This window comes from Nocardia amamiensis, assembly GCF_015477605.1.
GTDB lineage: Bacteria > Actinomycetota > Actinomycetes > Mycobacteriales > Mycobacteriaceae > Nocardia > Nocardia amamiensis_A.
The window spans coordinates 76,565-102,919 of record NZ_JADLQX010000021.1 but is presented as its reverse complement, the minus strand read 5'-3'; the positions used below and the strand labels follow the sequence as shown (position 1 = coordinate 102,919).

The 26,355-nt window shown below is 68.8% G+C and carries 22 protein-coding genes; 10 read left to right on the top strand and 12 right to left on the bottom strand.

What is annotated here, in order from left to right:
• Positions 1 to 8: 8 nt before the first annotated feature.
• Positions 9 to 1,454, bottom strand: coding sequence for an amino acid permease (locus tag IU459_RS25530; RefSeq protein ID WP_228838509.1), 1,446 nt, complete (start codon positions 1,452 to 1,454; stop codon positions 9 to 11).
• 110 nt (positions 1,455 to 1,564) lie between these two features.
• The gene (locus IU459_RS25525) at positions 1,565 to 3,031 is read right to left on the bottom strand and encodes a peptide MFS transporter (protein WP_195132100.1); all 1,467 of its coding nucleotides are present in this window, start codon (positions 3,029 to 3,031) and stop codon (positions 1,565 to 1,567) included.
• A 157-nt stretch (positions 3,032 to 3,188) separates the two neighbouring features.
• Here IU459_RS25525 and IU459_RS25520 point away from each other — a divergent pair, with 157 nt between their 5' ends.
• Positions 3,189 to 3,674 (top strand): SRPBCC family protein, encoded by a 486-nt coding sequence (locus IU459_RS25520; RefSeq protein ID WP_195132099.1) that lies wholly within the window; start codon positions 3,189 to 3,191, stop codon positions 3,672 to 3,674.
• A gap of 16 nt (positions 3,675 to 3,690) precedes the next feature.
• On the opposite strand, the gene IU459_RS25515 is transcribed toward IU459_RS25520, so the two are convergent.
• The 9 genes from IU459_RS25515 to IU459_RS25470 all read right to left on the bottom strand — a co-directional run bounded on the left by IU459_RS25515 (position 3,691) and on the right by IU459_RS25470 (position 13,410).
• On the bottom strand, positions 3,691 to 4,638 hold the full coding sequence (locus IU459_RS25515; RefSeq protein WP_195132098.1) for a Ppx/GppA phosphatase family protein: 948 nt from the start codon (positions 4,636 to 4,638) through the stop codon (positions 3,691 to 3,693).
• Positions 4,631 to 5,170, bottom strand: a complete 540-nt coding sequence (locus tag IU459_RS25510; protein WP_195132097.1) for a DUF501 domain-containing protein — start codon at positions 5,168 to 5,170, stop codon at positions 4,631 to 4,633. Before IU459_RS25510 ends, IU459_RS25515 begins: the two co-directional genes overlap by 8 nt.
• Positions 5,167 to 5,769: an FtsB family cell division protein gene (locus IU459_RS25505; RefSeq protein ID WP_195132096.1), complete on the bottom strand. Its 603-nt coding sequence runs from the start codon at positions 5,767 to 5,769 to the stop codon at positions 5,167 to 5,169. The genes IU459_RS25510 and IU459_RS25505 overlap by 4 nt, the downstream gene beginning before the upstream one ends.
• 16 nt (positions 5,770 to 5,785) lie before the next feature.
• On the bottom strand, positions 5,786 to 7,072 hold the full coding sequence (gene eno / locus IU459_RS25500) for a phosphopyruvate hydratase (RefSeq protein ID WP_195132095.1): 1,287 nt from the start codon (positions 7,070 to 7,072) through the stop codon (positions 5,786 to 5,788).
• 123 nt (positions 7,073 to 7,195) lie between these two features.
• On the bottom strand, positions 7,196 to 7,921 hold the full coding sequence (locus IU459_RS25495) for a lytic transglycosylase domain-containing protein (protein WP_195132094.1): 726 nt from the start codon (positions 7,919 to 7,921) through the stop codon (positions 7,196 to 7,198).
• Between the two features lie 242 nt (positions 7,922 to 8,163).
• Entirely contained in the window at positions 8,164 to 10,104 is a 1,941-nt protein-coding gene (locus IU459_RS38695; protein ID WP_228838490.1) for an ATP-binding cassette domain-containing protein, read from the bottom strand.
• Positions 10,101 to 10,970: an ABC transporter permease gene (locus IU459_RS25480; protein ID WP_195132093.1), complete on the bottom strand. Its 870-nt coding sequence runs from the start codon at positions 10,968 to 10,970 to the stop codon at positions 10,101 to 10,103. The genes IU459_RS38695 and IU459_RS25480 overlap by 4 nt, the downstream gene beginning before the upstream one ends.
• Positions 10,967 to 11,896: an ABC transporter permease gene (locus IU459_RS25475; protein WP_324199018.1), complete on the bottom strand. Its 930-nt coding sequence runs from the start codon at positions 11,894 to 11,896 to the stop codon at positions 10,967 to 10,969. Before IU459_RS25475 ends, IU459_RS25480 begins: the two co-directional genes overlap by 4 nt.
• Positions 11,893 to 13,410 (bottom strand): ABC transporter substrate-binding protein, encoded by a 1,518-nt coding sequence (locus IU459_RS25470; protein WP_195132092.1) that lies wholly within the window; start codon positions 13,408 to 13,410, stop codon positions 11,893 to 11,895. Before IU459_RS25470 ends, IU459_RS25475 begins: the two co-directional genes overlap by 4 nt.
• Before the next feature lie 316 nt (positions 13,411 to 13,726).
• On the opposite strand from IU459_RS25470, the gene IU459_RS25465 reads away from it, so the two are divergent.
• The 7 genes from IU459_RS25465 (at position 13,727) to IU459_RS25435 (ending at position 22,487) form a co-directional block, all read left to right on the top strand.
• Positions 13,727 to 14,881 (top strand): TauD/TfdA family dioxygenase, encoded by a 1,155-nt coding sequence (locus IU459_RS25465; RefSeq protein WP_195132091.1) that lies wholly within the window; start codon positions 13,727 to 13,729, stop codon positions 14,879 to 14,881.
• Positions 14,853 to 15,863 carry an ornithine cyclodeaminase family protein gene (locus IU459_RS25460; protein ID WP_195132090.1) on the top strand — a complete coding sequence of 337 codons (1,011 nt, stop codon included), beginning with the start codon at positions 14,853 to 14,855 and terminating at the stop codon, positions 15,861 to 15,863. Before IU459_RS25465 ends, IU459_RS25460 begins: the two co-directional genes overlap by 29 nt.
• Positions 15,854 to 17,470: an alanine racemase gene (locus tag IU459_RS25455; RefSeq protein ID WP_324199017.1), complete on the top strand. Its 1,617-nt coding sequence runs from the start codon at positions 15,854 to 15,856 to the stop codon at positions 17,468 to 17,470. The genes IU459_RS25460 and IU459_RS25455 overlap by 10 nt, the downstream gene beginning before the upstream one ends.
• Positions 17,471 to 17,505: 35 nt before the next feature.
• Complete coding sequence (locus tag IU459_RS25450) at positions 17,506 to 18,537, top strand: PLP-dependent cysteine synthase family protein (RefSeq protein ID WP_195132089.1); 1,032 nt, start codon at positions 17,506 to 17,508, stop codon at positions 18,535 to 18,537.
• Entirely contained in the window at positions 18,534 to 19,925 is a 1,392-nt protein-coding gene (locus IU459_RS25445; protein ID WP_195132088.1) for an MATE family efflux transporter, read from the top strand. Before IU459_RS25450 ends, IU459_RS25445 begins: the two co-directional genes overlap by 4 nt.
• A gap of 352 nt (positions 19,926 to 20,277) precedes the next feature.
• The gene (locus IU459_RS25440) at positions 20,278 to 21,369 is read left to right on the top strand and encodes a glycerol dehydrogenase (RefSeq protein ID WP_195132087.1); all 1,092 of its coding nucleotides are present in this window, start codon (positions 20,278 to 20,280) and stop codon (positions 21,367 to 21,369) included.
• Positions 21,370 to 21,533: 164 nt separating this feature from the next.
• Complete coding sequence (locus tag IU459_RS25435; protein WP_195132086.1) at positions 21,534 to 22,487, top strand: phosphodiesterase; 954 nt, start codon at positions 21,534 to 21,536, stop codon at positions 22,485 to 22,487.
• Here the strand turns inward: IU459_RS25435 and IU459_RS25430 are convergent.
• Entirely contained in the window at positions 22,435 to 23,895 is a 1,461-nt protein-coding gene (locus IU459_RS25430; RefSeq protein ID WP_195132085.1) for a stealth family protein, read from the bottom strand. The genes IU459_RS25435 and IU459_RS25430 overlap by 53 nt on opposite strands.
• A gap of 650 nt (positions 23,896 to 24,545) precedes the next feature.
• Between IU459_RS25430 and IU459_RS25425 the strand changes: the two genes are divergently transcribed.
• Both IU459_RS25425 and IU459_RS25420 read left to right on the top strand, forming a co-directional pair.
• A complete protein-coding gene (locus tag IU459_RS25425) occupies positions 24,546 to 25,001 on the top strand; it encodes a flavodoxin domain-containing protein (protein WP_195132084.1) in 456 nt (151 codons plus the stop codon).
• Between the two features lie 290 nt (positions 25,002 to 25,291).
• The gene (locus tag IU459_RS25420) at positions 25,292 to 26,260 is read left to right on the top strand and encodes a DUF389 domain-containing protein (RefSeq protein WP_228838488.1); all 969 of its coding nucleotides are present in this window, start codon (positions 25,292 to 25,294) and stop codon (positions 26,258 to 26,260) included.
• Positions 26,261 to 26,355 lie beyond the last annotated feature (95 nt).

Here is a 26,355-nt window from a genome sequence, read left to right as displayed (position 1 = left end):
ACGCGGTGCTACGTGACGGGGGTCTTCCCGAGCAGGGAGTTACGCCGGGAGTAGGTGAAGTAGATGACGAAGCCGATCAGCATCCACACCACGAACCGCAACCAGGTCTCCACCGACAGGTTGAGCATCAGCCACAGGCAGGACAACACCGCGAGGACGGGAATCACCGGAACGAGCGGAACACGGAAGCCGCGCGGCAGGTCCGGGCGGGTGCGGCGCAGGATGAGCACGCCCACCGAGACCAGCACGAACGCGAACAGCGTCCCGATGTTGACCATCTCCTCCAGCGTGCCGAAGTCCACGAATCCGGCCAGCAGCGCGCACGCCACACCGACGAGCACGGTGACGCGGACCGGCGTGCCGTGCTTGCCGGTGTGCGCGAGCTTGCGCGGCACCAGGCCGTCGCGCGCCATCGCGAACAGCACCCGGGTCTGCCCCAGGTACATGACCATGACCACCGTGGTGAGCCCGGCGAGCGCGCCGATCGAGATGATGTTCTTCGCCCAGTCCGCGCCATGGATCGCGAAGGCCGTCGCCAAGGTGGCGTCGGTACCGGCCAGCTCGGTGTAGGACACCATGCCGGTGAGCACCAGCGCCACCGCCACGTACAGGACGGTGACGATGAGCAGCGACCCGAGAATGCCGCGCGGCACCGCGCGCTGGGGATCCCTGGTCTCTTCGGCCGTCGTGGCGACCACGTCGAAGCCGATGAACGCGAAGAACACCAGGCTGGCCGCCGCGAGCAGGCCGTACCAGCCGAAGTTGCTGTGCCCGGCCCCGGTCAGATAGGAGAACAGCGATTGCCGCAGCCCCTCGCCTCGTTCGCCGGGCTGCGACGGCGGGATGTACGGCGAGAGGTTGGAGGACTTGAAGTAGGTGACGCCGACGACCAGCACGAGCGCGATCACGCCCAGCTTGATCGCCACTGCCAGCGCCGAGACCCGGGAGGACAATTTAGTGCCCGTCGCCAGCAGCACGCCGAGCACCGTGATCAGCAGCACCGCGCCCCAGTCGAAGCTCACCGAGCCGAAGTGCGCGATCGGCGAGGTGGTGCCGAGTACCTCGCCGAGGTATTGCGACCACCCTTTCGCCACCACCGCGACGGCGAGCGCGAACTCCAGGATCAGGTCCCAGCCGATGATCCAGGCGACGAGCTCGCCGAAGGTGGCGTAGGAGTAGGTGTAGGCGCTGCCCGCCACGGGAACGGTCGAGGCGAATTCGGCGTAGCACAGCGCCGTCAGCCCGCACGCGATCGCGGCGAAGACGAAGGCGAGCGAGACGGAGGGACCCGCGACATTGCCCGCGGTGCGGGCGGTGAGGGTGAAGATGCCCGCGCCGACCACCACGGCCACACCGAAGATGGTGAGGTCCCAGGCGGTGAGGTCCTTGCGGAGTTTCGAGTCGGGCTCGTCGGTGTCACGGATCGACTGCTCGATGGACTTGGTGCGGAACATGCCGCCCCATCGAGACGAGACATCACCCGTCTCGGCTTGTGGCCTGGGGTTTGTCACTGGTTCTCCTTCATCAGCGCTGATGTGCATCTGTTCTGTACCCCGGCGGCGCGTCAATGCACGCCCGCCATGAATTTGCTGATCCGCGGTGCGACAGCGGCGACGATCAGTCCCGCGCACACCACGACCGTCCCGGTGATACCGAAGTAGGCGAATTCGTGGCCGGGGTCATAGAACCGAGCCAACGTACCCGACATCGACGTTCCGATACCAATGGAGAAAAAATACAGCGCCATCATCTGCGCCCGGAAAGCTTCCGGCGCCAGCTGGGTGGTGACCGCAAGTCCCACCGGTGAGAGCAGCAGTTCGGAGATCGCGAACACGGCCATGATCGCCAGCACGAGCAACGCGGGCACGGCGCGTCCGGTGGTGCCGGACATGGGCACGAACAACCAGAACGCCGCGCCCATGCCGATCACGCCGAGCGCGAATTTCCGCGGCGTGCTCGGTGCGCGCTCGCCCAACCGGGTCCACAGGAGCGCGAACACGGGCGACAGCAGGATGACCCAGACCGGCTGAACCGAGCCGATCCAGCTGGACGGCGCGGTCCAGCCGAAAATGCTCCAGTTCATCCGTTCGTCGGAGTAGACCGCCAGCACCGTGAAGATCTGCTTGAACAGCGAGAAGAACACGGCGTTGGCGATGAACAACGGAAGGAACGCGCGCACCCGGCTGCGCTCGAACGGGGTGACTTTCGCGCTGGTGAGCAGCACGGCGAAGTACGCGACCGACGCGACGACGATGACGCCGGTCGTCACCGCGGGCAGGTTGTCCAGTGTGATCAGACCGGTCACCCACACCACCACAGCAAGCAGCACGGCCCCGGCCAGCGCGGCGACCAGCGGCCGGATGGCAGTACGCGCGAGCGGATTCGGCACCTCGCGGCCGTGTGTGCCGAGATTGCGGCGGAACACCACGTACTGGGCGAGTCCGAATGCCATGCCGATCGCCGCCGCACCGAAGCCGTAATGGAAGCCGGCGTGGGTTTGCAGCAGACCGGTGAGCAGGGGGCCGCTGAACGCGCCGAGATTGATGCCCAGATAGAACAGCGTGAAGCCGCCCGCGGCGCGCGCGTCACCCTTCGGATAGAGGGTGCCGAGCAGCGAGGAGGCGTTGGCCTTCAGCCCACCGCTGCCCAGCGCGACCAGCATCAGGCCGACCCCGACGCCGGACAGTCCCGGCAGCACGGCCAGCGCGATGTGCCCGGCCATGACCACGACGCCGCCGTAGAACAGCGTGCGCTCCATGCCGAGCAGCCGGTCGGCGATCCACCCGCCGAGCACGGTGGACAGATAGACCAGGCCGCCGTACGCGCCGACGATCCCGACGGCGGTGTCCTTGGCCAGTCCCAGTCCGCCGTCGGCGGCCGAGTAGTACAGGTAGTACCCCAGGATGGTGACCATCCCGTAGAACGAGAAACGCTCCCAGAGCTCGACGCCGAACAGGTTGGCCAGCCCGATCGGGTGGCCGAACAGAGTCCGTGTGGCTGCTGATTCATGCGATGTTGCCGCTTCAACCATCTTCCGACGATCACACGGCGGTGGTCGCTGGGAAGATATTCGTTTGTTCTGTTCACAACTTGTCCCGGTGTTTGCTTCCGGCGCTACCGGGCACTCGGCAAAATAGAGGCCCGACCAGCGCGACCACCCGACCCGAACCCGAGAAAGCGTTGTGCTGATGGTTCACGTGGAAACCACCGTCCCGGTGACGCCAGAGGAGATCTTCACCGTCCTGGCCGACGGGTGGCTGTTCTCGGCCTGGGTGGTCGGCGCGACGCACATTCGCGATGTCGACGACGACTGGCCCGCGGTCGGCTCCCGGCTGCACTACAGCGCGGGCGTGTGGCCGCTCACCGTGGACGACACCACCGAGGTGGTCGCGGCGGCCCCACCGCGCATGCTCGAATTGGAGGCCAAGCTCAGTCCGCTCGGCTCGGCGTGGATTCGGCTGGAACTCGTCGCGACGCCGACCGGCGAAACCGAGGTCCGCATGTACGAGCACTCCAAACACGGACTCGGCGCCCTGATACCCACCGTGGTCCAGGAACTGCTTCTGGTGCCGCGCAACAAGGAATCGCTGTCCAGGCTGGCCGATATCGCCGTCGGCAAGGCCCGCCGCGCCGCCGCTCGCGCGGAAGTGGGTACGGGGGCCCCCGTTACCTGACGGCCCCGCGGGGCGGTCAGGCGATGGACAGGGCGATGCCGTCGAGGATGTCGTGCTCGCTGACGATGAGTTCCGAGATGCCCGCGCGGCGGGACAATTCCTCCGCCAGCACCTCGGTGATGACCGCGCCGCCGCCGATCACGTCCACCCGGCCCGGATGCATCGGGCCGAGCGCGGCCCGCTGGTCATGGTCCATGGCGATCAGCCTGCCGCAGACGTCGTGTACCTGCTCCAGGCCGAGCCGGGTGAGGTGGACTTTCTCCGAGTCGTATTCCGGGAGGTCGAGCGCTACCGCGGCAATGGTGGTCATGGTTCCGGCCACGCCGACCCAGGTGTGCGCTCCTTCCACGGGGACATGGGTGAACGCCTCCCCGAGCCGTTCGGTGGCCAAGGCGCGGGCGGTCGCGATCTGTTCTGCGGTCGGCGGATTGCCCGCCAGGCAGCGCTCGGTGATCCGCACGCAACCGATATCCGCGGAGAACGCGGCCCGCACGCCCGCGCTGTCCCCGAATACCAGCTCGGTCGACCCGCCACCGAGATCCACTACAACGAAAGGTCCTGCCGCACTGGACAATTCGCCGATCGCACCGGCGAATGACAGACGCGCCTCCTCGTCGCCGGTGATCACCTCGGCTTCGGCGCCCGCCACCACGGTGCCGAGTTCCGCGCGCGCCATGGCGAAGAAATCTTCCCGGTTGGCAGCGTCCCTGGTGGCGGAGGTGGCCACCATGCGCACACGGCTGACCCCAGCGTCGCGCATCAGCGCCACATAGTCGGCAAGCGCGGCGCGGGTGCGTTCGATTGCCTCCGGGGCGAGCGAACCGGTCGCGTCGACGCCCTGGCCGAGCCGGACGATGCGCATCTCCCGGTGCACGTCGGCCAGGTGTCCGTCGCCGAGCACGTCGGCGATCAGCAGTCGGATGGAGTTCGTGCCGCAGTCCACGGCGGCTACCCGGTCACTCATTGCTGCCTCCAGTCTCTCCCGGGCCGGTCGGCTGATACCTCGGCCAGTCGTCCGGAACCGCGGTGCCGCGCAGGCCGTGCTCGGCGGCCAGCGCCACCGACTCGTCGCCGAGCGGGTTCACTCCCGGCCCCTTGGCCAGTGCGTGCGCGATCAGCACGTGCAGGCACTTGACCCGCTCCGGCATTCCGCCACCGGTGAAATCGGTGCCGAGCGACTCGATCTCGTCGCGCTCGGCCAAGTAGCTCTCATGGGCCGCACGGTAAGCGGCGGCCAGTTCCGGATCGGCGCCGAGCCGCTCGGTCATCTCGCGCATCACGCCCGCGGATTCCTGCCTGCTCGCCTCGGCCGTCAGCCGCGGATCGGTCAGGTAGTAGAGCGTCGGGAAGGGGGTGCCGTCCGGCAGCCGCGGCGCGGTCTTCACAACGGCCGGGATCCCGTCCGGGGTGCGGTAGGCGATGGCGAGCACGCCGCGCGGCGCGCGGCCCAGCTGCTCGGCGATGATCGCGAGATCCTGGTCGGTGGGTGCGGTCACCTAGGTCCTTCCGGTGCTTGCGGTGGTGGAGCCGCCTGCGTCGGCTGCGGCTCGGACATGCTGCGCCACAATTCGGTGTACCAGGGGTCCGGTTCTCTGGCTTTGGTGGGCGCCGGCGGCGGTGCGGGCGCCTCGATGCCGGGGATCTGCACGATATAGGGCGTCTCCCCCGGCATCACCAGACGCAGCCGATCCCGCGCCTCGGTACGGATGTAAGCCGGATCTTGTTGCTGCGCACGGCGATCGCGTAACCGGGCCAGATCCGCCTCCAGCTCCTCGCGCTGGCGCGCCAGCTGCGCCGCCTCGGCGCGCTGGGTGAAATACGTGCGCATAGGCACAGCGAGGGTGAGCGCGAGTGCGCACACCACCATCGCGAGGATCACCGCTTTTCCGGTGGACAGCCCGAGAATGGTGTGGTCGTGCTGATCGCCGCGCGAGCTCGGTTCGCGCTTGCGCGGTCCCGGCTTCTTCTCCGCGGCATCCGACCGTCTGCGGCCGCGCTTGGCCGCGGCATCGGCCGGGCGTGATCCGGCGGCACGCGACGTGCGGCGGTCCCCTCGTCCGGCCGGACTGGTCCCACGCGCACGTCGCTCCGTCATGTCATGCCTTGGATGTTCAGCCTTCGAAAGCGAAACGCGGGAACGCGACGTCGCCGGCGTAGCGCGCCGAATCACCGAGCGCGTCCTCGATGCGCAGCAGCTGGTTGTACTTGGCGACGCGCTCGCTGCGCGCGGGGGCGCCGGTCTTGATCTGGCCGCTGCCGACCGCCACGGCCAGGTCGGCGATGGTGGTGTCCTCGGTCTCGCCGGACCGGTGCGACATCATCGTCTTGTACCCGTTGCGGTGCGCCAGCTCGACCGCGTCCAACGTCTCGGTGAGCGTGCCGATCTGGTTCACCTTCACCAGCAGCGCGTTGGCGGCGCCCTTGGCGATGCCCTCTTCCAGGCGCTCCGGATTGGTGACGAACAGGTCGTCGCCGACGAGCTGGACCTTGTCGCCGATCTGGTCGGTCAGGGCCACCCAGCCGTCCCAGTCGTCCTCCGACAGCGGGTCCTCGATGGACACCAGCGGGTAAGCGGCCGCCAGCTCGGCGTAGAACTGCGCCATCTCCTCGGCCGACCGCACCACGCCCTCGAACTTGTAGCCGCTGCCCGTGGTGAAGAACTCGGTCGCCGCGACGTCCAGCGCGAGCGCCACATCGCTGCCCAGCCGCAGACCGGTCTTGCCGATGGCCTCGCTGATCAGGTCCAGCGCCGCCTTGGTACCGGCCACGTCGGGCGCGAAACCGCCCTCGTCGCCGAGACCGGTGGCCAGGCCCTTGGACTTCAGCACCGACTTCAGCGCGTGGTAGACCTCCGCGCCCCAGCGCAGCGACTCTTTGAAGGTCGGCGCGCCGATCGGGGCGACCATGAACTCCTGGACGTCCACGCCGGTGTCGGCGTGCGCGCCGCCGTTGAGGATGTTCATCATCGGCACGGGCAGCACGTGCGCGTTCGGACCACCGAGGTAGCGGAACAGCTCGAGCCCGGAGGACTCGGCGGCCGCGCGCGCCACCGCCAGCGAGACGCCGAGCAGGGCGTTGGCGCCGAGGCGGGACTTGTCCTGGGTGCCATCCAGGTCCAGCAGCACCTGGTCGACGCTGCGCTGCTCGACGGCGTCCAAGCCGATGACGGCAGGCGCGATCTCGTCCAGCACACCCTCGACGGCCTTGCGCACGCCCTTGCCGCCGTAGCGCTCGCCGCCGTCACGCAGTTCGACGGCCTCGTGCTCGCCGGTGGACGCGCCGGAAGGCACGGCGGCCCGGGTCAGGGTGCCGTCGTCGAGAGCGATCTCGACCTCGACAGTGGGGTTACCGCGCGAATCCAGGATCTCGCGAGCTCCGACCTGTTCGATGATGGCCACGAAAACGACACTCCTTCGGCTGCTGACACGGTGGGTCTTACGGGTGGGCCGTGCGCTGCGAGCCTATCGTCCCCGCGGCGCGGCGGGTAACCGGCACTCCGGCCGCAAAACAGACACCGCCGATCACACGCGGCGCCCGACGCTGTAGCTGGCGGCCCGATCGCGCACCGTGAGCAGGTACCCGTGTGACTGGTTGTAGGTGAGCAGGGCCCGTTGCCAGCCGTGCTCGGAGGTGAGATCGCCGCCGCTGGCGCACAGGTAACGGGCGGCGGTGAGCGCGGCGTCGTCGATGCTGTGTGGGTCGACGACATCGTCTCCGTTGGCGTCGACGCCCCAGCGCTTCCAGGTCTCCGGAATGAACTGCAGCGGGCCGACGGCGCGGTCGTGTGTGGGGTCGCCGTCGAGTGCGCCGCCGTCGGTGTCCTTGATCAGGGCGACGCCGGGCGAGCCGTCCAGCGCGATGCCGATGATGGGCGGGCGGACCGCGCCGTCGTCGCCGACCGCCGACCCGCGGTGGGTGCCGTGTTTGCTCTCCACGCTGGCGATGCCCGCGAGCGTCGTCCACGCGATGCCGCAACCGGGACGCGCCCTGGTCATCACCGCCGCCGCGTAGCCGTAGGCCTCCAGCGCGATCGACGGGATGCCCAGCCGGTCCGATTGCTCGTCGGCCCAGCCGCGCAACTGGAAGGCGGTGCGGCCGGGCGCGTCCAGATCGATCACCGGCAGCGGGGTGCCGGGGCCGGGCGGAATGCCCTCCGGGATCGGGGTGCGGTCGATCCCGCAACCGGCGAGCCCGAGGAGCACCACGGCGGCGGCCAAGGCGCCGGTCTTCTTCACCACCTCTCCCATGATCCAGATGACGACGAGTGCTCGCGGATATCAAGTGCTGAAGGCCACTTCGCGCGTGTCGGGCGCATACCCGCCCGATGCAGGCGAGTGTGCCGGAATCGCATGCTTGATCGGCAGTGGTTACCCACGCGGCGTCGCGCCCCGGCCAGAGGCTCGTATTCGGTTCACTCTGGTACTGCCGAATCTCCAGAGCGTGGTCGGACCGGGAGGCTGTGGTGGGCGAGCGGCGCTCTGGGCCGAACTCACATGAGCAGCTCGCTGGTCGCCGTGTGCGTCGGCGCGGCGAGAACCGTTCTGGTGTCGCCGGATTCGACGATGCGCCCGTGATCGAGGACGAGCAGGCGCGGGCAGTACTCGGCGACCAGGGACATGTCGTGGGTGATGATCAACAGGGCGGTGCCGCGCTCGGCGCGGATGCGGTCCAGGAGGGCCATGATCGCGGCGGCGGTGGCGTGGTCGAGCGCGGAGGTGATCTCGTCGCACAGCAGCACGGCGGGTTCGGCGGCGAGGGCTCTGGCCAGCGCGACGCGTTGGCGTTGGCCACCGGACAGCTCGTGCGGATAGCGGGCGGCCGAGTCGGCGGGTAGTTCGACCGACGCGAGGAGGTCGGCGACGCGCCGCGGGATGTCACGTCTGGGGACGCGCCCGATACGACGCAGCGGCCGACCGAGCGTTTGCGCGACGGTGCGCCGGGGATTGAGCGCCGATCTGGGATTCTGGGTGACCAGCTGAATACCGCCCGCGCCGTAACGGCGGCGCCTGCGAGCCCATACCGAGATCTGATTCCCGCGCAGTTCGAGCGAACCGGTCACGCACGGATGCAGTCCCGCGATGACACGCGCCAGGGTGGTCTTGCCCGCGCCGGACGCGCCGACCACCGCGAGCGCCGCACCCGTATCGAGCGTGAGATCGATGCCCGCGAGTACCTGGTGACCGTCGACAGACGCGCCGATCCCCTGCGCACGCAAGACGACCGCGTGTACCGGCTGGTCATTGTGCTCGCCGTTCCGCATTGCGTCCGAGTTTTCGCGCACATCCATCGACCCCGCGAGATCTGGAGAGGAGTCGGCGCCACGGCCGTCACGCACCGGTTCGGAACCGGGTCGCGTCCCATCATCGCCGGACACCGGCATGGATACGGCATGGGCGTGGTCGCCATCGGCCTCCGCGCGCTCTGGACGGCAGTCGCCGCGGCGGTCACGCACCGGTGCGGAACCGGATCTCGCCCCGTTATCGTCTGACACCGGCATGGATACGGCCTGGGTGTGGACGCCATCGGCCTCCGCGCGCTCTGGACGGCAGTCGCCGCGGCGGTCACGCATCGGTGCGGAACCGGGTCGCGTCCCATCATCGTCGGACATCGGCATGGGTACGGCCTGGGTGTGGACGCCATCGGCCTCCGCGCGCTCGAGCAGTGCCGCAGGTGCCGCACCCGCTGTGCGATGTATGGACTGGGCGATGGCGCCGAACGCTTTTGTCGGCGTAGCAATTCGCTGCGCCTCGGCCAGAGGAACGGATGCCGGATGGACGGTGCCGAGTTCGACCACATCGTCGGCGATCGAGTGCACCAGTGCGGTGTCGTGTCCGGAGAGCAGGATCGCCGCTGACCGTTCGCGGGCCAGTTCGGCGATCCGAGCCGCGATATCGGTGCGCAATGCGCCGTGCAGTCCGGCGAACGGTTCGTCGAGCACCAGCACGCCGGTGCGGCGGATCAGCGCTCTGGCCAGGGCGACCCGGCGCTGCTGGCCGCCGGAGAGCTCGCCGGGGCGGCGGTGCAGATAGTCCGGCGACAGGCCGACCAACGCGAGCGTGTCGGTCAACGTGGCCTTCGACGCGGCCGGCGCCACCTCGCGCAACAAGGCGCGCACGCGCATCAACGGGTTCAGCGCCGAACCGGGGTCTTGCCCGACGTAGGCGATGTGCTGCCGCCGAAACCGTCGCAGTGCATCCTGATCCAGTGTGAGCACGTCGTATCCGGCAACAGACGCCGAACCGGTGGCCCGCGCGGCGGCGGACGGCAGATGTCCGAGCAGCGCACGCATCACCGTGGTCTTGCCCGATCCGGACGGACCGGTCAGCGCGGTGACCGTGCCCACCGGTATCCGGAAGGTCGTGGGACCGGCCAATTCCTGCCCGTTCGAGCCGAGGACGGTCAGGTTGTCGACCAGCACGAGCTCACTCATCGCCGCACCGCCGAATCCGGTCCGCGCGATCCTCCGGCACTTCTGATTCCCGTCGTGATCGCGTTCATTCCCCGCTCCCCTCGTCCGAATGCCGACACCGCCAGGTTGACACTCACCGCGACGATCGCGATCGCCAGGCTCGGGACCAGCACGGCCCAGGGATTGAGCAGCATGCCGGAGGCGTTGTCGCGCACCATGACCGCCCAGTTGCTCGCACCCAGCGTGGTGGGCAGATGCAGGAACGAGGCGGTGCTGACCAGGTAGACCCCGGCCACGAAACGCAGACCGAGCTGAGTCGTCAGTACTTCTTGCAAATTCGGGATCACCTCCCGGAAAACCAGATACGGCAGCGACTCGCCCGCGGCTTGGGCGCTTTCCACATATCCGGACGCGGCGACGCCGGCGGCAGCCGCCGTGAAGATCCGTGCGCAATAGGGAGCCCCGAACAGCAACGCCAACACGACCAGTCCGACGCTGCCCGCCTCCGGCCACGAAGTCAGCACGAGCAGGATGCCCAGCACCGCGGGCAGCAGGATGAAGAAATCGGTGCCGAGTTCGATCACCGCGCCGAGCCGCGGTCGCAGCGCCGCCACCACACCGAGCACGCACGCCGTGCCGGTCACCGCCACCGCGATGACCGCCGACAGCAGCAGCAATCCCCAACCGCCGTAGAGCAACTGGCTGAACACGTCGCGACCGAGCCGGTCGGTGCCGAGTACCGCGCCGCCGCCGGGGTCGCCGAACGGGATCCCGATCGCCTCCTCGGCCGGATGCGGCGCGAGCGTCGGCCCCAGCAGCGCGAGCACGGTGACCACCAGGGCCGGCGCGACGGTCAGCAAGCCGAGCCATCGCCTCGCCCCGTTCATCGCCGCCCCCGCAGCGACCAGGCCCGGATGCCGTCGGCGGCGGCCAGCATTCCCATGATGACCACCCCGGACAGTGCGACGACCGCGGCGACCACCGAGGTATCGCGGTCGGCGACCGAACCGGCGAGCACCGCGCCGAGACCGGGATAGTTGAAGATCGTCTCGACCACCAGGGAGCCGCCGAGCAGCATCCCGACCGTGGTGGCGAAGCTGGCGACGATCGTCGGCAGGGCGAACGGCAGCACGTGCCGCGCCAGGACGACGCGGGTGGAAAGCCCGTCCAGCACCGCGCTTTCCACGTGCGGAGCTTCAGCGGCGTCGGCCAGCGCGGCCCGCACCACCCTGGTGTTCCAGCCGATCTGCGGCAGCGCCAGTGCCAGCACCGGCAACACCAGCATGTCGGGTCCGGCCGGGAACCCCGACCGGTCGGTGATGGTGACCGCGGGCAGCCACCCGAGTGCCAGCGCGAACACCAGGATCAGCACGGTCGAGATCACGAACTCGGGAATCGCCACCGCCGTCGTCGTCGCGGGCTGCAACACGCGCGTGGCCAGGCTGCCCGGCCGCGTCACCCACCACGCGCCGAGCGCAAGCGAAGCGAACACGGTGATCGCCAAGGCGAGCCCGCCGAGCAGCAGCGTCGGCGGGAACTTGTCGACCAGCAACTCGTTCACCGAACGCCCCCGCGCGGTATGGCCGAAATCGCCGGTGGCGACGCCCGATATCCAGTCCCAGAACCGCACCGGAAGGGGACGATCCAGACCGAGCTGGTGTTCCTTCGCCGCGATCTGCTCCGGCGTGGCCTCGCGACCGAGGACGGCGCGGGCGGTGTTGCCCGGCAGCAGGTCCACGGCGACGAATACGGTGGCCAGCAGCGCCACCAGCAGTGCGACGCGCCGGAGCAGAAGTCGTGCGAAGGAGATCACCCGGCCAGCCAAGCCCTTTCCAGCTGGACCCGGGCGAACCCGCCGAGCGTGGGCAGGTCGCGCACTCGGGAGGACGCGATGTCGATGCCGTCGGCCATGCCCCAGACCAGGTACCCGCCGCGGTCGTACTGGATACGCTGCAGCTCCTGCGCGGACCGCTGGTATTCCGAGTCACTCCGTGCTGCAAGCGCTTTAGCGGTTGCAGCATCGAATGTCGCATCCTTGAAGGCGGTTTCGTTGCGGTTCGAGCCGCTCGAGAGGAGCTTGCTCGCGAAGAACAGTGTGGAATCGTTGGTGCCCCAGGAGATCGTGTAGATCGGCGCCTTCAGCCAGGTCTGGTCATAGAAGGCGTTCGGCTCCTGGGTGATCACCTCGAGCCGGACGCCGATCTCGGCCAGCTGGGTCGCGATGACCTTCGCCGATTCCACTTCGCCGGGCGCCTCGGCCTTGGTGACGAACGGATAGGTCCGTCCCGTGTCGAAGTTCGCCTCGCGCAGCAGCGCCTTCGCGCGATCCAGGTCGCGGGTGCGCTGTGCGATGGAGGTGTCGTAGAGCGGATCGCCGGTGCCGAGGATGTCGTTGGCGACCTTCCCGTAACCCGAATGCACCTGAGTGACCAGAGCATTGCGGTCGACGCCGAGCCGGAGGGCGGTGCGCACCCGCACGTCGGCGAACGGACCGTCGGAGGTGCGCATGGCGACGCCGAGCACCGTGTCGTTCGGGCGGCGCACCACCGCAAGGTCGCCGCGGCCTTCAGCGGTGCGGCCCGCGATGGCGCCGACATTGGAGGCGAGATCGATCTGCCCGCCGAGTACCGCGTTGCCCAGCGCGGTCACGCTCTCGAACATGGTGATCTCGATGGCGTCCAGCAGCGGCGGCGTGCGGTGCCACTGGTCGTTGCGCACCAGCCGGGCGTTGCCGCCCTGGTAGGACTCCAGGCGGAACGGCCCGCTGCCGATGGCCTTGGTGAAATCCGTGGTGTCCTTCTTGACCGTGAAGGTCATCAACCGGACCAGCAACGGCAGCTGGGTATTCGGCTCGGGCACCGCGAGCACCACCCGGTTCGGTCCGTCGGCCGTGATGTCCTCGACGGCGACCGGCATCTTCGACGCACCGCCGACCGTGCGCAGCCGGCGCAGCGACCACACGACATCCTCGGACGTCACCGGCGATCCATCGTGGAAAGTCGCGTTCTCGGCGAGAGTGAAGCTCCAGCGACGCCGGTCGGCGTCCGGCTCCCACCGGGTGGCCAGGCGGGGCGCGACGTTCGGGTCGGCGCCCGGCACGGTCAAGGCGTCGTAGACCAGCGAGGTGATCAGGAAGTCGCTGTCGTTGCTCAGGTTGGCGTGCGGATCTCGTTCGAGCCGAGCCGAGGTACCGAGCGCGCCGACACGCAGCGTGCCACCGCGCCGGGCCGGCCCGGACGAGTCCGCGCCGTCGGAACAGGCGGCGACCAGCAGCACCGCCCCCGCTCCGAGACTCGACCGCAACAACTGTCGCCGACTCAAAACCATTGCGCTGCCCTCTTCCTGGACGAACCCACAGCGATACTGCATAATCACCTGTTTGACAAGGACAGGCTAGCCTAATCGGTTGGACGACTCGCCGATCCGGCGCCAAAACGGCAGCACAAGGGCGCACCCCCGCAAACCCCACGAAGCAGCATCAGCACACCCGCCGATCACTTAGCCTCAGATGGACCGGAGTTATGCCAATCGGCTATTTCAAGCGACACGCTTAGGGTAGCCTTGCTTAACTTCATCGCGGCGACTACCTTCTCAGTTGAATCGTCAACCTGCATTTTCGAACCGATGCGAAGAAGGGAAGCCGGTGAAAAGCGTTCTGTCCGAACGTAAGACGCTTCACCCACAGGATCTCGAACGACGTGAGCTGCCCGCGAAGGCGGGCCAGGCGGTACGCGACCTCGCCAGAGAGATATCCGCCACACTCGATGCCACGCTCGCCGATCCGGCCGCCACCGCACGCACACTCACTGATCCGGCGTTGATCGAGCAGATCGATGCCCGCGTCGCGGACCTCCCCGCCGAGGTGCGCCATGCCATGCGCCCGCCCGCTAGCGCGGCGGGTGCCGCGATCGTCAGCCGTCTCCCGCTGTGGGACAACGAATTCGGGCCGACACCGCCGAGCTGGCGACAAGCCGCGCGATGGAGTGGCGATCCCGCGACGCGCGCACACTCGTTCGAATTCGACCTCGTCATGCTGCTACTGGCCCGCAGCGCGGGCGAGCCGTTCGGCTGGCAAGGCCAACAGGACGGGCGCCTGGTCAACAACATCGTTCCGGCGGCCGGTCACGAGCACGAACAGTCCGGCGCCAGCAGCAAAACACTGCTGAGCCCGCACACCGAGGACGCGTTCCATCCGCGGCGGGCCAACCTGCTGATGCTCGCCTGCCTGCGCAACCCGGATCTGGTCGGCACCACGGTTTCCTCGGTGCGCCACGTCGAGCTATCCATTGAGCAGCGCGAGCTGCTCAGCACGCCCACACTTCCGATCCTGCCCGACGTCTCCTACGGCAGCGGGCACCAAAAGTACTCGGCCACATCTATTCCCACGCTGTGGAGCGCGGCCGGCCCGGACGAGCAGACCCTGCGCTACGACCCGGCATACACTCCGCTCGAGGACGCCGGTCCCGCATTCCGCTCGGCCTACGAACATCTCACCGCGGAACTCGAACGCGTCTGCGTGACCGCGTCGCTCGCCCCCGGCGAGCTGTTGCTGGTTGACAACGACGTCGCCGTGCACGGCCGGGTACCGTTCACCGCGCGGTACGACGGCACCGACCGATGGCTCAAACGAGTGAACATCCGGCTTCCGGAACGACGGCGGCGAGCCGAGGAAGCCGACGAGAATGGCTACGGGCAACAAATTGTTGCCCCGTTCCGAGCGGCGGTCACCCGGCCGGTCGAGAGCGGCACTCGAGAGCGAGCAGTACCGAATGATCGAGGACCCGTTGAACACCCGTGACCGAAGCACACCCCTGCGGGTGCTGAGCCGCAGCGACCTGGCCGACGTGCCGATCACGCCGGGCGCGGTCGTGCGCGCGGTGGAAGAGGCGTATCTGGCGTTCGCCGCGGGTGATTCGGACAACCCGCGCAAGCTCAGCGTCGCGAACCCGGACGGCTGGTCGGTCGCCTACGCCATGCTCGGCCGGGACGGCCGCAGGCGCGTGGTCGCGATGAAGACCTCCTACAAATTCGACCCCGGCCACGACCGCAGCACGAAGCGGTACTACACGACCATCACGCTCTACGACGACACCACCGGCGCGCCGATCGCGATGATGGACTGCGCCAGGGTCGGCGCGCTGCGCACCCCGGCGGTGTCGGCGCTGCTGGTACGCGAGACCGTCCGTCGCGGCGCGGAGAGCGTGCTGCTGATCGGCACCGGAACCCAGGGCCGCAACGCCCTTCCACATCTGCTCGCCGCGAATCCGCAGCTGCGCAAGCTGATGGTCTACGGGACGCACCCCGAAGGGCTGGCGGCCGTGCACCGCGAGCTCGCCGAGCACCACCCGCACGCACTGCTCGAGACGGTGCCGGACCCACGCGCCGCCGCGGCGACCGCCGACGTCGTGCTGGCCACCGCGGGACCGGGCACCGAGGTCGCGCTCGAATCCACCGATCTGGCACCGGGTTCGGTAGCGGTGCTGGTGGGTTACGGGCTCGCGCCATCGACGCTGGTCAACGCCGATCGGGTGATCGCGACCAGCGCCGAGCAGATGGCGCTGACCGGCACCGACATGGTGGGTCCCGACGGGACGTTGCGCCAGGTGGACGCCGAGCTACCGCGGATCCTGAGCCGGCGTGCGGTGGCGCGACGCTCGGACGACGAGCGCATCTTCGTCTACAACAGCGGACTGGTGCTCACCGATATCGCGGTCGCCCATGCCCTGGCCGAGCGGGCGATCGCCGAGGGGCGCGGGACGGAGGTGCCGCTATGGGACTAGAGGCGGCCGTCGGCAGCGTGACCTCCGCTGCCGACGGCCCCGAGGTCTCCGCTGCCGCAGTAGACGACGCAGCGCGGTCGAGCGCGCAGGGCCGGATCGACACCGGACCTGGCGCAGACGATGCGATCGGCACCGTGCAGCACACGATCGACCAGACGCGCGAATCGATCACCACGGTGCACGACACCCGCGACTCGGCCAGCGCGACCCGCGACGCGCGTGCCGACATCAGCACCGCGCACGACATGCGCGACTCTCTCAGCACCGTGCACGACGCGCCGGAATCGATCAGCGCGACGCCGATGCCCGCACACCTCGACCCGTGGGAGCGCCGCCTCCTCGATGACCCGAACCTGCTGGCCGACATCGCTTTTTCGATGGGCGGACCGTTCCACGTCATGTATCCGGCGCGAGTTGCGCAGAACATCCGAGAGTTCCGCGCCGCCTTCGAGCGAGCTGGGGTGCAGGGCACGATCTACTACGGCAAGAAGGCGAACAAAGCCGCGTGTGTCGCGCGTGCCTGCGCCGAACACGGCGCGGGCGTCGACGTGGCCAGCATCGGCGAGCTGACCGCAGCGCTTGCGCAGGGCGTCCGGGGTGGCGAGCTCATGGTGACCGGCCCGGCCAAGTCGGACGAATTGCTCTGGTTGGCGGCCAGACACGATGCGCTGATCGCGGTGGACGACCTCGGGGAACTCGACCGGCTCGCGGCTTCGGCGTCCCCCGCGATGCCCGCGCGCGTGCTGTTGCGCGTCCTGCCCGCCGCTTCGGCGAGCCGGTTCGGCATGACCGGCGACGAGATCGGCAACGCCCTCGCGGTATTCGGTGCTCGTGCATCGATCCGTCTGGAGGGCTTCAGCTTTCACCTGTCCGGCTACGACGCGGTGGCACGCGCCGAACTCGCGGGTGAGCTGATCGCGCGTTGTCTGCACGCGCGCACGCTCGGCCATCCGGCGGCCACGGTGTCGATCGGCGGTGGGTTCGGCGTCGACTACGTCCCGGCGGAGGCGGCGGCGGCATTCGGCGAGCGCGTCGGCAGGCACTGGTTCCACTCGGGGAAGTCCTTCGACTCGTACTACCCCTACCACTTCGCAGCGCCGGGTGCGGCCATGCTCGCGCAGATCCTCGACCACGACGATATCGCCCGGCGGTTGCGGGACAACGGCATCCGGCTCGCGATCGAACCCGGACGCGCCCTGCTCGCGCACGCGGGATGCACCGTCTTCCGTGTCCAGGGCAGCAAGACCAGGCACGCGCACGGACGGCCCTACCGGCTGCTCACCGTCGACGGGACCAGCCTGAGCCTCTCCGAGCAGTGGTTCGACAGCGAGTATCTGCCCGATCCGCTGCTGTGGCCCGCGCGCCCGGGCACACCGACGCCGACCAGCGTCGGCGCGGCCACCTGCCTGGATTCCGACATGCTCAGCTGGCGCCGGGTGCCGCTGCCCCGCCCCGCCGAGGTCGGCGATCTGCTGATCTACCCGAATACCGCTGGCTATCAGATGGATTCGAACGAGTCCGCCTTTCACGAACTGCCCATCCCGCCGAAAGTCGTCTTGCACGACGCACCAAACGCCCGCTTCCGCTGGACTCGCGACGGAAGCTGACCCCACTTCCCCCGAAACGAACGAGGAGAAATCAAATGCCGCTCGTCACGCGTGTGACGGATCTGATCGGCCGCACGCCGCTGTTCGAGCTCGCGGCCACCGCGACGGGCACCCGCTTACTGCTGAAACTCGAGCAGTTCAACCCGACCGGCGCGGCCAAGATCAGGATGGCGCGCGAAATGGTGCTCGACGCCGAGCGACGGGGTTTGCTGAGCAGTGGCGGGCATATCATCGAATCCACGTCCGGGAACACCGGGCTCGGCCTGGCGGTGGTGGCTGCCGAACGTGGGTATCGCTTCACCGCGGTGGTCGACCACCACGCATGTAAGGACAAACTGCGGGCGATGCGAGCGATGGGCGCGGAACTGGTGTACGTCGCCGACGAGGGCGACGACAACCTGGCCACCTCGGCGCGGGAGGATCTCGCCGAGGCGATGGCGGCCGAACGCGACGACGCGTACTTCACCGAGCAGCACAACAACGACGCCAACGCGGTCGGCTACTACGCGGTGGCCGAGGAGCTGCTCGAGGACGTCGAGCGGGTCGACATCCTGCTGTCGGCGGTGGGCACCGGCGGTTCGCTGTTCGGCACCGCGACTCGCCTGCGCCAGCTCGGCTGCGTCCCGTACGTGATCGGCGTCGAGCCGGTCGGTTCGATCGCCTTCGGCGGGCCCGGCGGTCCGTACTGGCAGTCGGGCACCGGAACCCCGCCGGGCGCCACCATCGGCACCGCCGTCGACTATTCGCTGCTCGACGAGGGCGTGAAGGTCTCCGATGTGGATGCCTTCGCGACCGCCCGCACGGTGGCGGCCGAACTCGGCTTGATGATCGGGGGATCTGCGGGCGGCTCGGTGCACGCCGCACTCGCCCGGCTGGAGGAGTTCCCGCCCGGATCCACCGTGGTCACCATCGTGTGCGACGGCGGCGAAAAGTACCTGGACACCGTCTTCGACGACGAGTGGATGACCGAACGAGACCTGATGAGCCCCGATACCGAAGGCGAGGTGCTCGAACTACTGCGGCGCTACACGCCCGCCGCCCGGAGCGCCCTCGTGGAGGCGCGGTGAGGTACGGCGACGGACGGCGGTTGACCGCGCTCGCGACGCCCATCGCGCTGACCCAGCTGGCGCAGATCGCGGTGTCCACCACCAATATCGCGCTGATGGGCACGCTCGGCGTGCGGCAGGTGGCCGCGGGCGGCCTGGCGATCGTGCTGTTCAACCAGCTCCGCACCATGTGCGTCGGGTTGATCACCGCCAGCGGCAATCAGATCGCCACGGCGGTGAGCGCCGCGGGCAAGCGCGGCGACTCGCCGGATCCGGAGATCCGGGACCTGCTGCGGTCGAGCTTCCTGATCGCCACGGTCGCCGGGCTGCTCGGCGGCGCGGTGCTGATCGGGCTCGGCTGGGTGCTGCCCTGGCTCGGGCAGGACCCGGGGGTGCTCGCCGACGCCCGTCCGCTGATGGTCGCGCTCGCGCCGGGCTTGCTGCCCTGCCTGTGGTTCCAGGTGCTGCGCCAGTACACCGTCGGCATGCAGCGCCCGCAGGCGCTGCTGCTGGTGACGCTCGGATCGGTGGCGCTGAACCTGCTGCTGGCCATCGGCTTCATCCACGGCAAGGCCGGACTGCCCGCGCTGGGACTCACCGGCATCGGCGTCGCCACATCGCTGGTATTCCTGATCACCTTCGGCGTGTTCTGGGCGATGGTGTGGCGCGACGACCGGCTCGGCCGCACCCTGCCGATGAGTCCCCTGCCGGTGCGACCGGCGACGGTAAAGGCGGAGCTGAAGCTGGGCACGCCGATCGCGCTCACCTACGGCTCCGAGGCGGGCATGTTCTCGGTGCTGGCCCTGGTCATGGGGAGTATCGGGCCTGCGGCGCTGGCCGCGCACAACGTCGTCTACCAGATCATCTACATCGTGTTCCAAGTCGCGATCGGCCTATCGCATGGAGCGTCGATCCTGGTGAGCGATGCCGTCGCCCGCGACGAGCACACGCACGCCCGCGCGCTGGCCTGGCTCGCGCTCCGGCATGCGGCGATGGTCGCGGCCGTGACGGGCGCGGTGTACGTGCTCGCCCCGGATCTGGTGCTGCTCCCCTTCCTGGACTCCTCCGACGCCGAGACCATTCGGATCGCGCACACACTGCTGCTGATCGGCATCGTGCTGCAGTTCTTCGACGCCGCCCAGAACATCGGCACCGGCCTGCTGCGCGGCCTCAAGGCGACCAACGCGGGCTTCCGCCTCTCCCTGATCGGCTATTGGGGCGTCGGCCTGCCGGTCGCCCTGCTGCTCGCGTTCCCGCTCGGGCTCGGCGCCTCGGGTGTCTGGTGGGGCCTCACCGCGGGCCTGGCCACCACCGCGATCCTCATGCTCCGCCGCTACTTCACCCTGCTCGACGAGCAGGAACGCGAGCGCCCGCGCCTGCTGCAGGAAACCCTCACCACGCCGAGCTGATCGGGCCTGTACGCGGGTTCGGCTCTCGATCCGGTGCAGAGAGCAGTCGTGCTTGCTTGTGGCACTGGGTCGCCGATGTGACGGTCCCGGCCGGGCATCCGATGTGCAGGACCGGATGCCGGTCGTGGCGTCGGGGCGCGTGTCGCCGCACCCCTGGCGGGGTCCATCGGCGTCGTTCGGTCCCGGTCCGCGGCGTCAGTGCGGGCGCGTTCGGCGCACCAGGGTGAAGCGCTTCCGGGGGCCGAGTTCGGTCAACCACAGCCGGTGGCAGGCGCGGGTCGCGTAGCGTTGAAGAGTCGTCGGTCGGGCTGCAGGGGTGTGCGCGTCGCGGTCCGGGATCGGGAGGTGTCGGATGCTGAGCGTGTTCTCCTCGCCGGGGCACTATGTGCAGGGGCGGGACGCCACGGCGGCGCTCGGTGCGGAGATGACCCGGCTCGGGATCGGCGGTCCGGTGCTGATCGTGTCCGGAGGCAGCGCTTTCCGGCTGCTCGCCACGACATGGGAGCGGTCGCTCACCGATGCGAAGATCGCCTATTCGATCCATCTGTCCGGCGGTGAATGCAGCAGGGCGGAGATCGCCAGGATCGCGCACGCCGTCGAAGAATCCGGCAGCACAGTCGTTTTGGGCGCGGGTGGCGGCAAAGTGCTGGACGCGGCGCGCGCCGTCGCCGACGATCTCGACCTGCCGATGATCAGCTGCCCCACCGCCGCTTCCAGTGACGCGCCGTGCAGCGCCCTGTCGGTGATCTACACCGAGGCGGGCGAATTCGAGGCCTATCAGCTGGTCCGGCGCAATCCCGCGCTGGTGCTGGTGGACACCTCGGTCATCGCGCAGGCCCCCGCCCGGCTGCTGGCCGCCGGCATGGGTGACGCTTTGGCCACCTGGTTCGAGGCGCGCACGTGCAGCGCGGCACAGGTGCGCAACATGCGCGGCGGAGCCTCGACGCGCAGCGCCACCGCGCTCGCGGAGCTCTGCTATCGCACCCTCCTCGCCGACGGCGCGCAGGCGCTGACCGCGGTCCGCAACCACAGCGTCACCCCGGCGCTGGAGCGCGTCGTCGAGGCCAACACGCTGCTGTCCGGGCTCGGTTTCGAATCGTCCGGGCTGGCCGCCGCGCACGCGGTGCACAACGGCCTCACCGCCGCCGCGGGGACGCACCCGTTCCTGCACGGCGAGAAGGTCGCCTTCGGCACGCTCACCCAGTTGGTGCTCGAAGGCGCGCCCACGTCCGAGATCGACACGGTCCTCGATTTCTGCGCCGAGGTCGGGCTGCCGACGACCCTGGCCGCGCTGGGTCTGGCCGACGCCGATCACGAGACGCTGTCCGCTATCGCGACCAGGGCGACCGCCCCGGGCGAAACGATCCACAACGAGCCGTTCACCGTCGACGCCGCGATGCTGGTCGACGCCCTGCGCATCGCGGACGCCCTCGGCGGAAGGTGACCAACGCCACTCCGCCGGCCGTTTCCCCTGCGTTCGACACCGAACCCTCACCTTCCCGCAAGCATGTCGTCACCAGCCGTCGGGAAACCTGTTCGTAACCGACGCTATTGTGGCGACGGAGCCAAGCCAATGGCGGGCAAACCGCCAGGAGGGATTTCGGTCCGGTGCCCATCACAAGAGTCGCGGAGCACCCGCGTCCGGATCACGTGCTGTTCCACTTCAGCGACACGCACCTCATCGCGGACGACGCCCCCTTGTACGGCGATGTCGACGCCGACCAGCGCTTACGGCAACTCCTCGAACAGGCCGCGGCCAGCCGGATCCGTCCGACCGCGATCGTGTTCACCGGCGACCTCACCGATCGAGGTGAACCCGCCGCATACAGCAAGCTCAAGTCGATCATCGAGCCATTTGCCAGAGATTTGCGGGCGCCTATCGTTTGGGTTACGGGCAACCACGACGACCGCGCCGCGCTGCGCGCCCGGCTGCTCGGCGAGCGCGCCACCACCTCCCCGCTGGACCGGGTCCACCTGATCGACGGCTTGCGTATCATCGCCCTGGACACCTCGGTACCCGGCCACCACTACGGCGAGATCTCCGACGACCAGCTGGAATGGCTGCGCAACGTGCTGGCCGAACCCGCCCCCTTCGGCACCATCCTGGCCATGCACCATCCGCCGGTGCCGTGCGTCATCGATCTGGCCGTCACCGTGGAGCTGCGCGACCAGCGCAGGCTGGCCGACGTACTCGACGGCAGCGACGTGCGCGCCATCCTCGCGGGCCACCTGCACTTCTCCACCAGCGCGACCTTCGCGGGCATCCCGGTCTCGGTGGCGTCGGCGACCTGCTACAGCCAGGATCTCGGCGTCGCGCAGGGCGGCCTGCGCGGGCGGGACGGCGCGCAAGCCTTCAACTACGTGCACATCTACCCGGACACCGTGGTGCACTCGGTGGTGCCCATCGAACGCGGCAGCACCGTCGGTGCTCCGTCGACGCCTGAAGAGGCGCAGCAGCGGCTGGCGGAGGAAGGAATCGTGATTCCGCCCGCCGCCCGCATCCCGCACGTCATGCGGCGCCAGGCGTCGACTCCGGAAGCGGATGACGAGGCGGTGCGCTGAGCCGCTCCCACGGTGCGGGCTCAGGGAAGTAGCCGGCGAGGAACTCCGACACGATCCGGACCCGCTCGGTCTCGGCGACCTCGGGGAAACTGCCGTCGTTGAGGCAGAAGAAGTCGACGTCGCGGTGGCGCGCCAACCCGTCCAGCAGAGCCAGGCCGGTGTAGCTCGTCGTGTCGACGTAGCGCATCTTCGCCGATTCCTGCGGCACCGCCCGACCCGTCAGCAGGGCGTAGTAGTGATACAGCGAGTTGGTGACCGAGATGTCGGTCGCCGCCCGGAACCGGCTCGCACTCGTGCGCGCGAAATCGGCGGCGAATTCCTCTTCCATCTCCAGCAGCACGCTGCGCCGCAGCGGCGCAGGCGTGTGCTCCAGATGCCGCGTGATCACATGGCCGAAGCGGTCGGCGAGCAGCGCCCGGTTCACCCGAGCGGCATTCTCGAAACCGCTGCGCCGCTCGTTGTTACGCCCCGGACCGATTCTGGTGTCCGCCTCGATGAACCGGCTCACCCCGGCAGGGGTGAAGAACATCGACGGGCGCACCGGCCGCGCGAAGAACATGTCGTCGTTGGAGTACAGGAAGTGCTCGCTGAGCCCTTCGATGTGCTGCAACTGGCATTCCACCGCGTGTGAATTGAAGACCGGCAAGCCGGTGGTGTCGCGGAAATGATCCACCGCCCGCACCACCGTCACCTCCGGGTGCTCGGACAGCCAGTCCGGCGTCGCGGAGTCGGTGGCGATGAAGATCCTGCGGATCCATGGCGCGTTCTTGTGCACCGACCGCAGCGCGTACCTGAGCTCGTCGATCTGCCGGATGCGGGCGTCCGCGTCATCGCCATCGCCGACCACCACCTGGGCGAGCATTCCGGCGCGACGAGCGCGGAATTCCGGATCGGAGCCGTCCACCCAGGAGAACACCAAGTCGATGTCGAAATCGACGTCGGTGGACTGCGGCGTGAACATGTCCACCAGGGTCGGCCAGGTCCGGTCGAACAGCCGCACCTGCGTGTGCTCGACATCGGCGAGGTCGAACACCATCCGGGTGAGCGCGTTCGGGCGCGGACACGTCACCGTGTCGCCCTGGTACTCCCACAGCTCCAGATCGACGTGATGGGCCGGGTCATGGTCGCGCCCGAGCCGCAACACGTTCTGCCGCAACTCCACACAGGAGAATCCAGCCGCGACCGCAGCGGCCGTCACCCGGCGCACCATCGGGCGGTGCGCCGCGTCGGCCGCGAGCACCAGTCGGTGCCCGCTGTCGCGCACGAGCAGAAAGGGCACCTCCGCCGCCGCCAATTCCTCGCGCAGATAGCCCAGATCCCCGATCATCGCGGCCGACACGGCGAGATTGCCCGCCATCGGTCGCGTCACCATTTCTACCGCCCCCGCGTTCACACCCCTGTCCACCATGACTCTCTCCACATCTGTCTATCCACCGGTTTTCCGCTTGTATCCGGGGAGCCGCGCCGAGGGGTGAATCCGCCGATGCCGTGGCATCGACGCGAGAGTTCCGCGCTCGGCGCGGTGAATTCAGAAGTGGGGAAGGCTGCCGAGGCGCGGGTACGAATTGATCACCCGGTATACAGACGACTGGTAGATCATTTCGTTTCACCTCACTCACGGCCGGACGCCGAAGCGTCATGGTTGGAAGCGCTGACCCGTGCATGGGCGAGGCCGAAGGACACGAGTGGCAGCCGCCGAGCCGGACGGTCATTGGCCGGCAGGAAGTGGTTTGCCCAGAAAACAATGGGCACCGTTACGAATGATGCATCGCGGACGACATTCCGTCAATCGGAACGGTCGGTCTCGATCCGGCCGTTCGCCAGCGTTTCGCTGGGACGTTCGACCCTTTCCGCACTCCTCGCCTCCGGGACACCATGAAGGCAGTGTGATACCGCTGAAAGGATGAGTCATGGACTGGCCGACCGCCGCTGTCATCATCGCCATCGCCTTCGCCCTTATGGTGATCGTGACCACCTACTTGACCGTGCGGAAGCGGTAGCGAACCACGCGCTAGCGAATTAGGATAGCCTCACCAATCAAATGGAGAGGGGGCGCTGGTGCGCGTCGTCATTTTGTTCGGAACCGAGATGGGGACCGCGGAGTCCGCCGCGGACAGCATCGCCGCCGAGCTCTCCGGAGCGCACGACGTCTCGGTGCACGACATGACGGACTTCGACATCGAGGACCTGGACGTGCGCGACTTCCACGTCATCGTGTGCTCGACCTACGGCGACGGTGATCTGCCGACCGGCGCCGAACCCTTCGCCGACGCGCTCGACCGCCATGCGCCGGAACTGACCGGCCTGCGGTTCGCCGTCTTCGGTCTCGGCGACACCGTGTACGGCGACACCTTCAACCGAGGCGGCGAGATCATCGCCGAGAAGCTCATCGCACGCGGCGCCACCCAGGTCGGCGAGCACGCGCGCCACGACGCGTCGACGGAGGTCCGGGTCAAGCACATGGCGCAGCAGTGGGCCGCCACGCTCGACATCCCCGCGTTGGTTTCGGCCTGACCGTCGCCAGGGCCTGACCACCGGTTGAGAGCAGCCCGGGCAAGGGCCCACGCACAGGTGACGCAGCACGTTACGTGCCGAGCGGGGTCTGCGGCGCGATGCCGGGCACCAGGTCATAGCGCCGCAGCATGCTCGTCCACGGCCCGAATGCGGTCGGCCCCGGCACCGGCCAGCCCCTACTGCGAATTCGTCGCGTGCGGCGCGCAACAGGGCTTGCCTGGTCACCTCATCGTGGCCGTTGGAGCGTTGTGCCGGGTCGCAGCGAGATACACGGCGGAGCGCGGCACACTATGGGGGTGTTGCACCTGCGGATGCTGGCCCCGGCCGAGATGACCGATGACGTGATTCGGATCCTCGAACATGAGGATGCCGTCAGTGGCCTCGCGGTGATGCGCGGCGCCTCCCTCCGGCCCAGCGGTGACGTGGTGCTGGCCGACGTCGCGCGGGAGGCGGGGAACGACGTCGTCCAGCGGTTGCGCGCGATCGGGCTGCATCATGCGGGCAGCATCGAGATCCAGCCGGTGCGTACCTGGCTGTCGCGCAGTGGATTCGATGCCGAGGTGCGCACACCTGGCAGCAGTGCGGACGCCGTCATCTGGGCCGATGTCGCGCAGCGCTCGTATGAGGAAACCGAGCTGAACTGGACCTATCTCAGCTTCATGACCTTCGCCACGGTGATCGCCGCGATCGCGATCGTGCTGGATTCGCAGATTCTGGTCATCGGGGCGATGGTCCTCGGTCCGGAATTCGGAGCCATCGCGGCGCTGGGTGTCGCCTTGGTGCGCCGCCGATTCGTGTTGTTCGGCCTCGCTGTGCGCACGCTGCTGCTCGGCTTCACGGCCGCCATCGCCGCCACCTTCGTACTCGCCCTCATCGGGCGCGCACTGGGCTGGATCACCGTGGACGACGTGACCGGTCCGCGCCCGGGGACCGCCTTCATCTACTCCCCCGACAAATGGTCGTTCATCGTCGCCGTCGTCGCTGCCGCCGCCGGAGTGCTCGCGTTGACTTCGGCCAAGGCGGGTGGGATGGCCGGTGTCTTCATCTCGGTGACCACGGTGCCCGCCGCGGGCAACATCGCGCTCGGCGCCGCCTTCGGTGTCGGATCGGCGATCTGGGGCAGCACACTGCAACTCGTGGTGAACTTGTCCGGGATGGCGCTGGCGGGCTGGGCGACCTTGGCCGTACAGCAGGCGGTGTGGTCGCGGGTGTCGGTGCGCCGCGCCAAGGCGCTGAGCAAACCACGCCGCATGCTGTGATCACCGCACTGCCGGCCGTGTCGAGGACATGCGGCCGCCACCCGCATCGGTCTCGGTCTGGCCGTCCCCGAGCGGGCCTGATAGTCGCCTGAGAG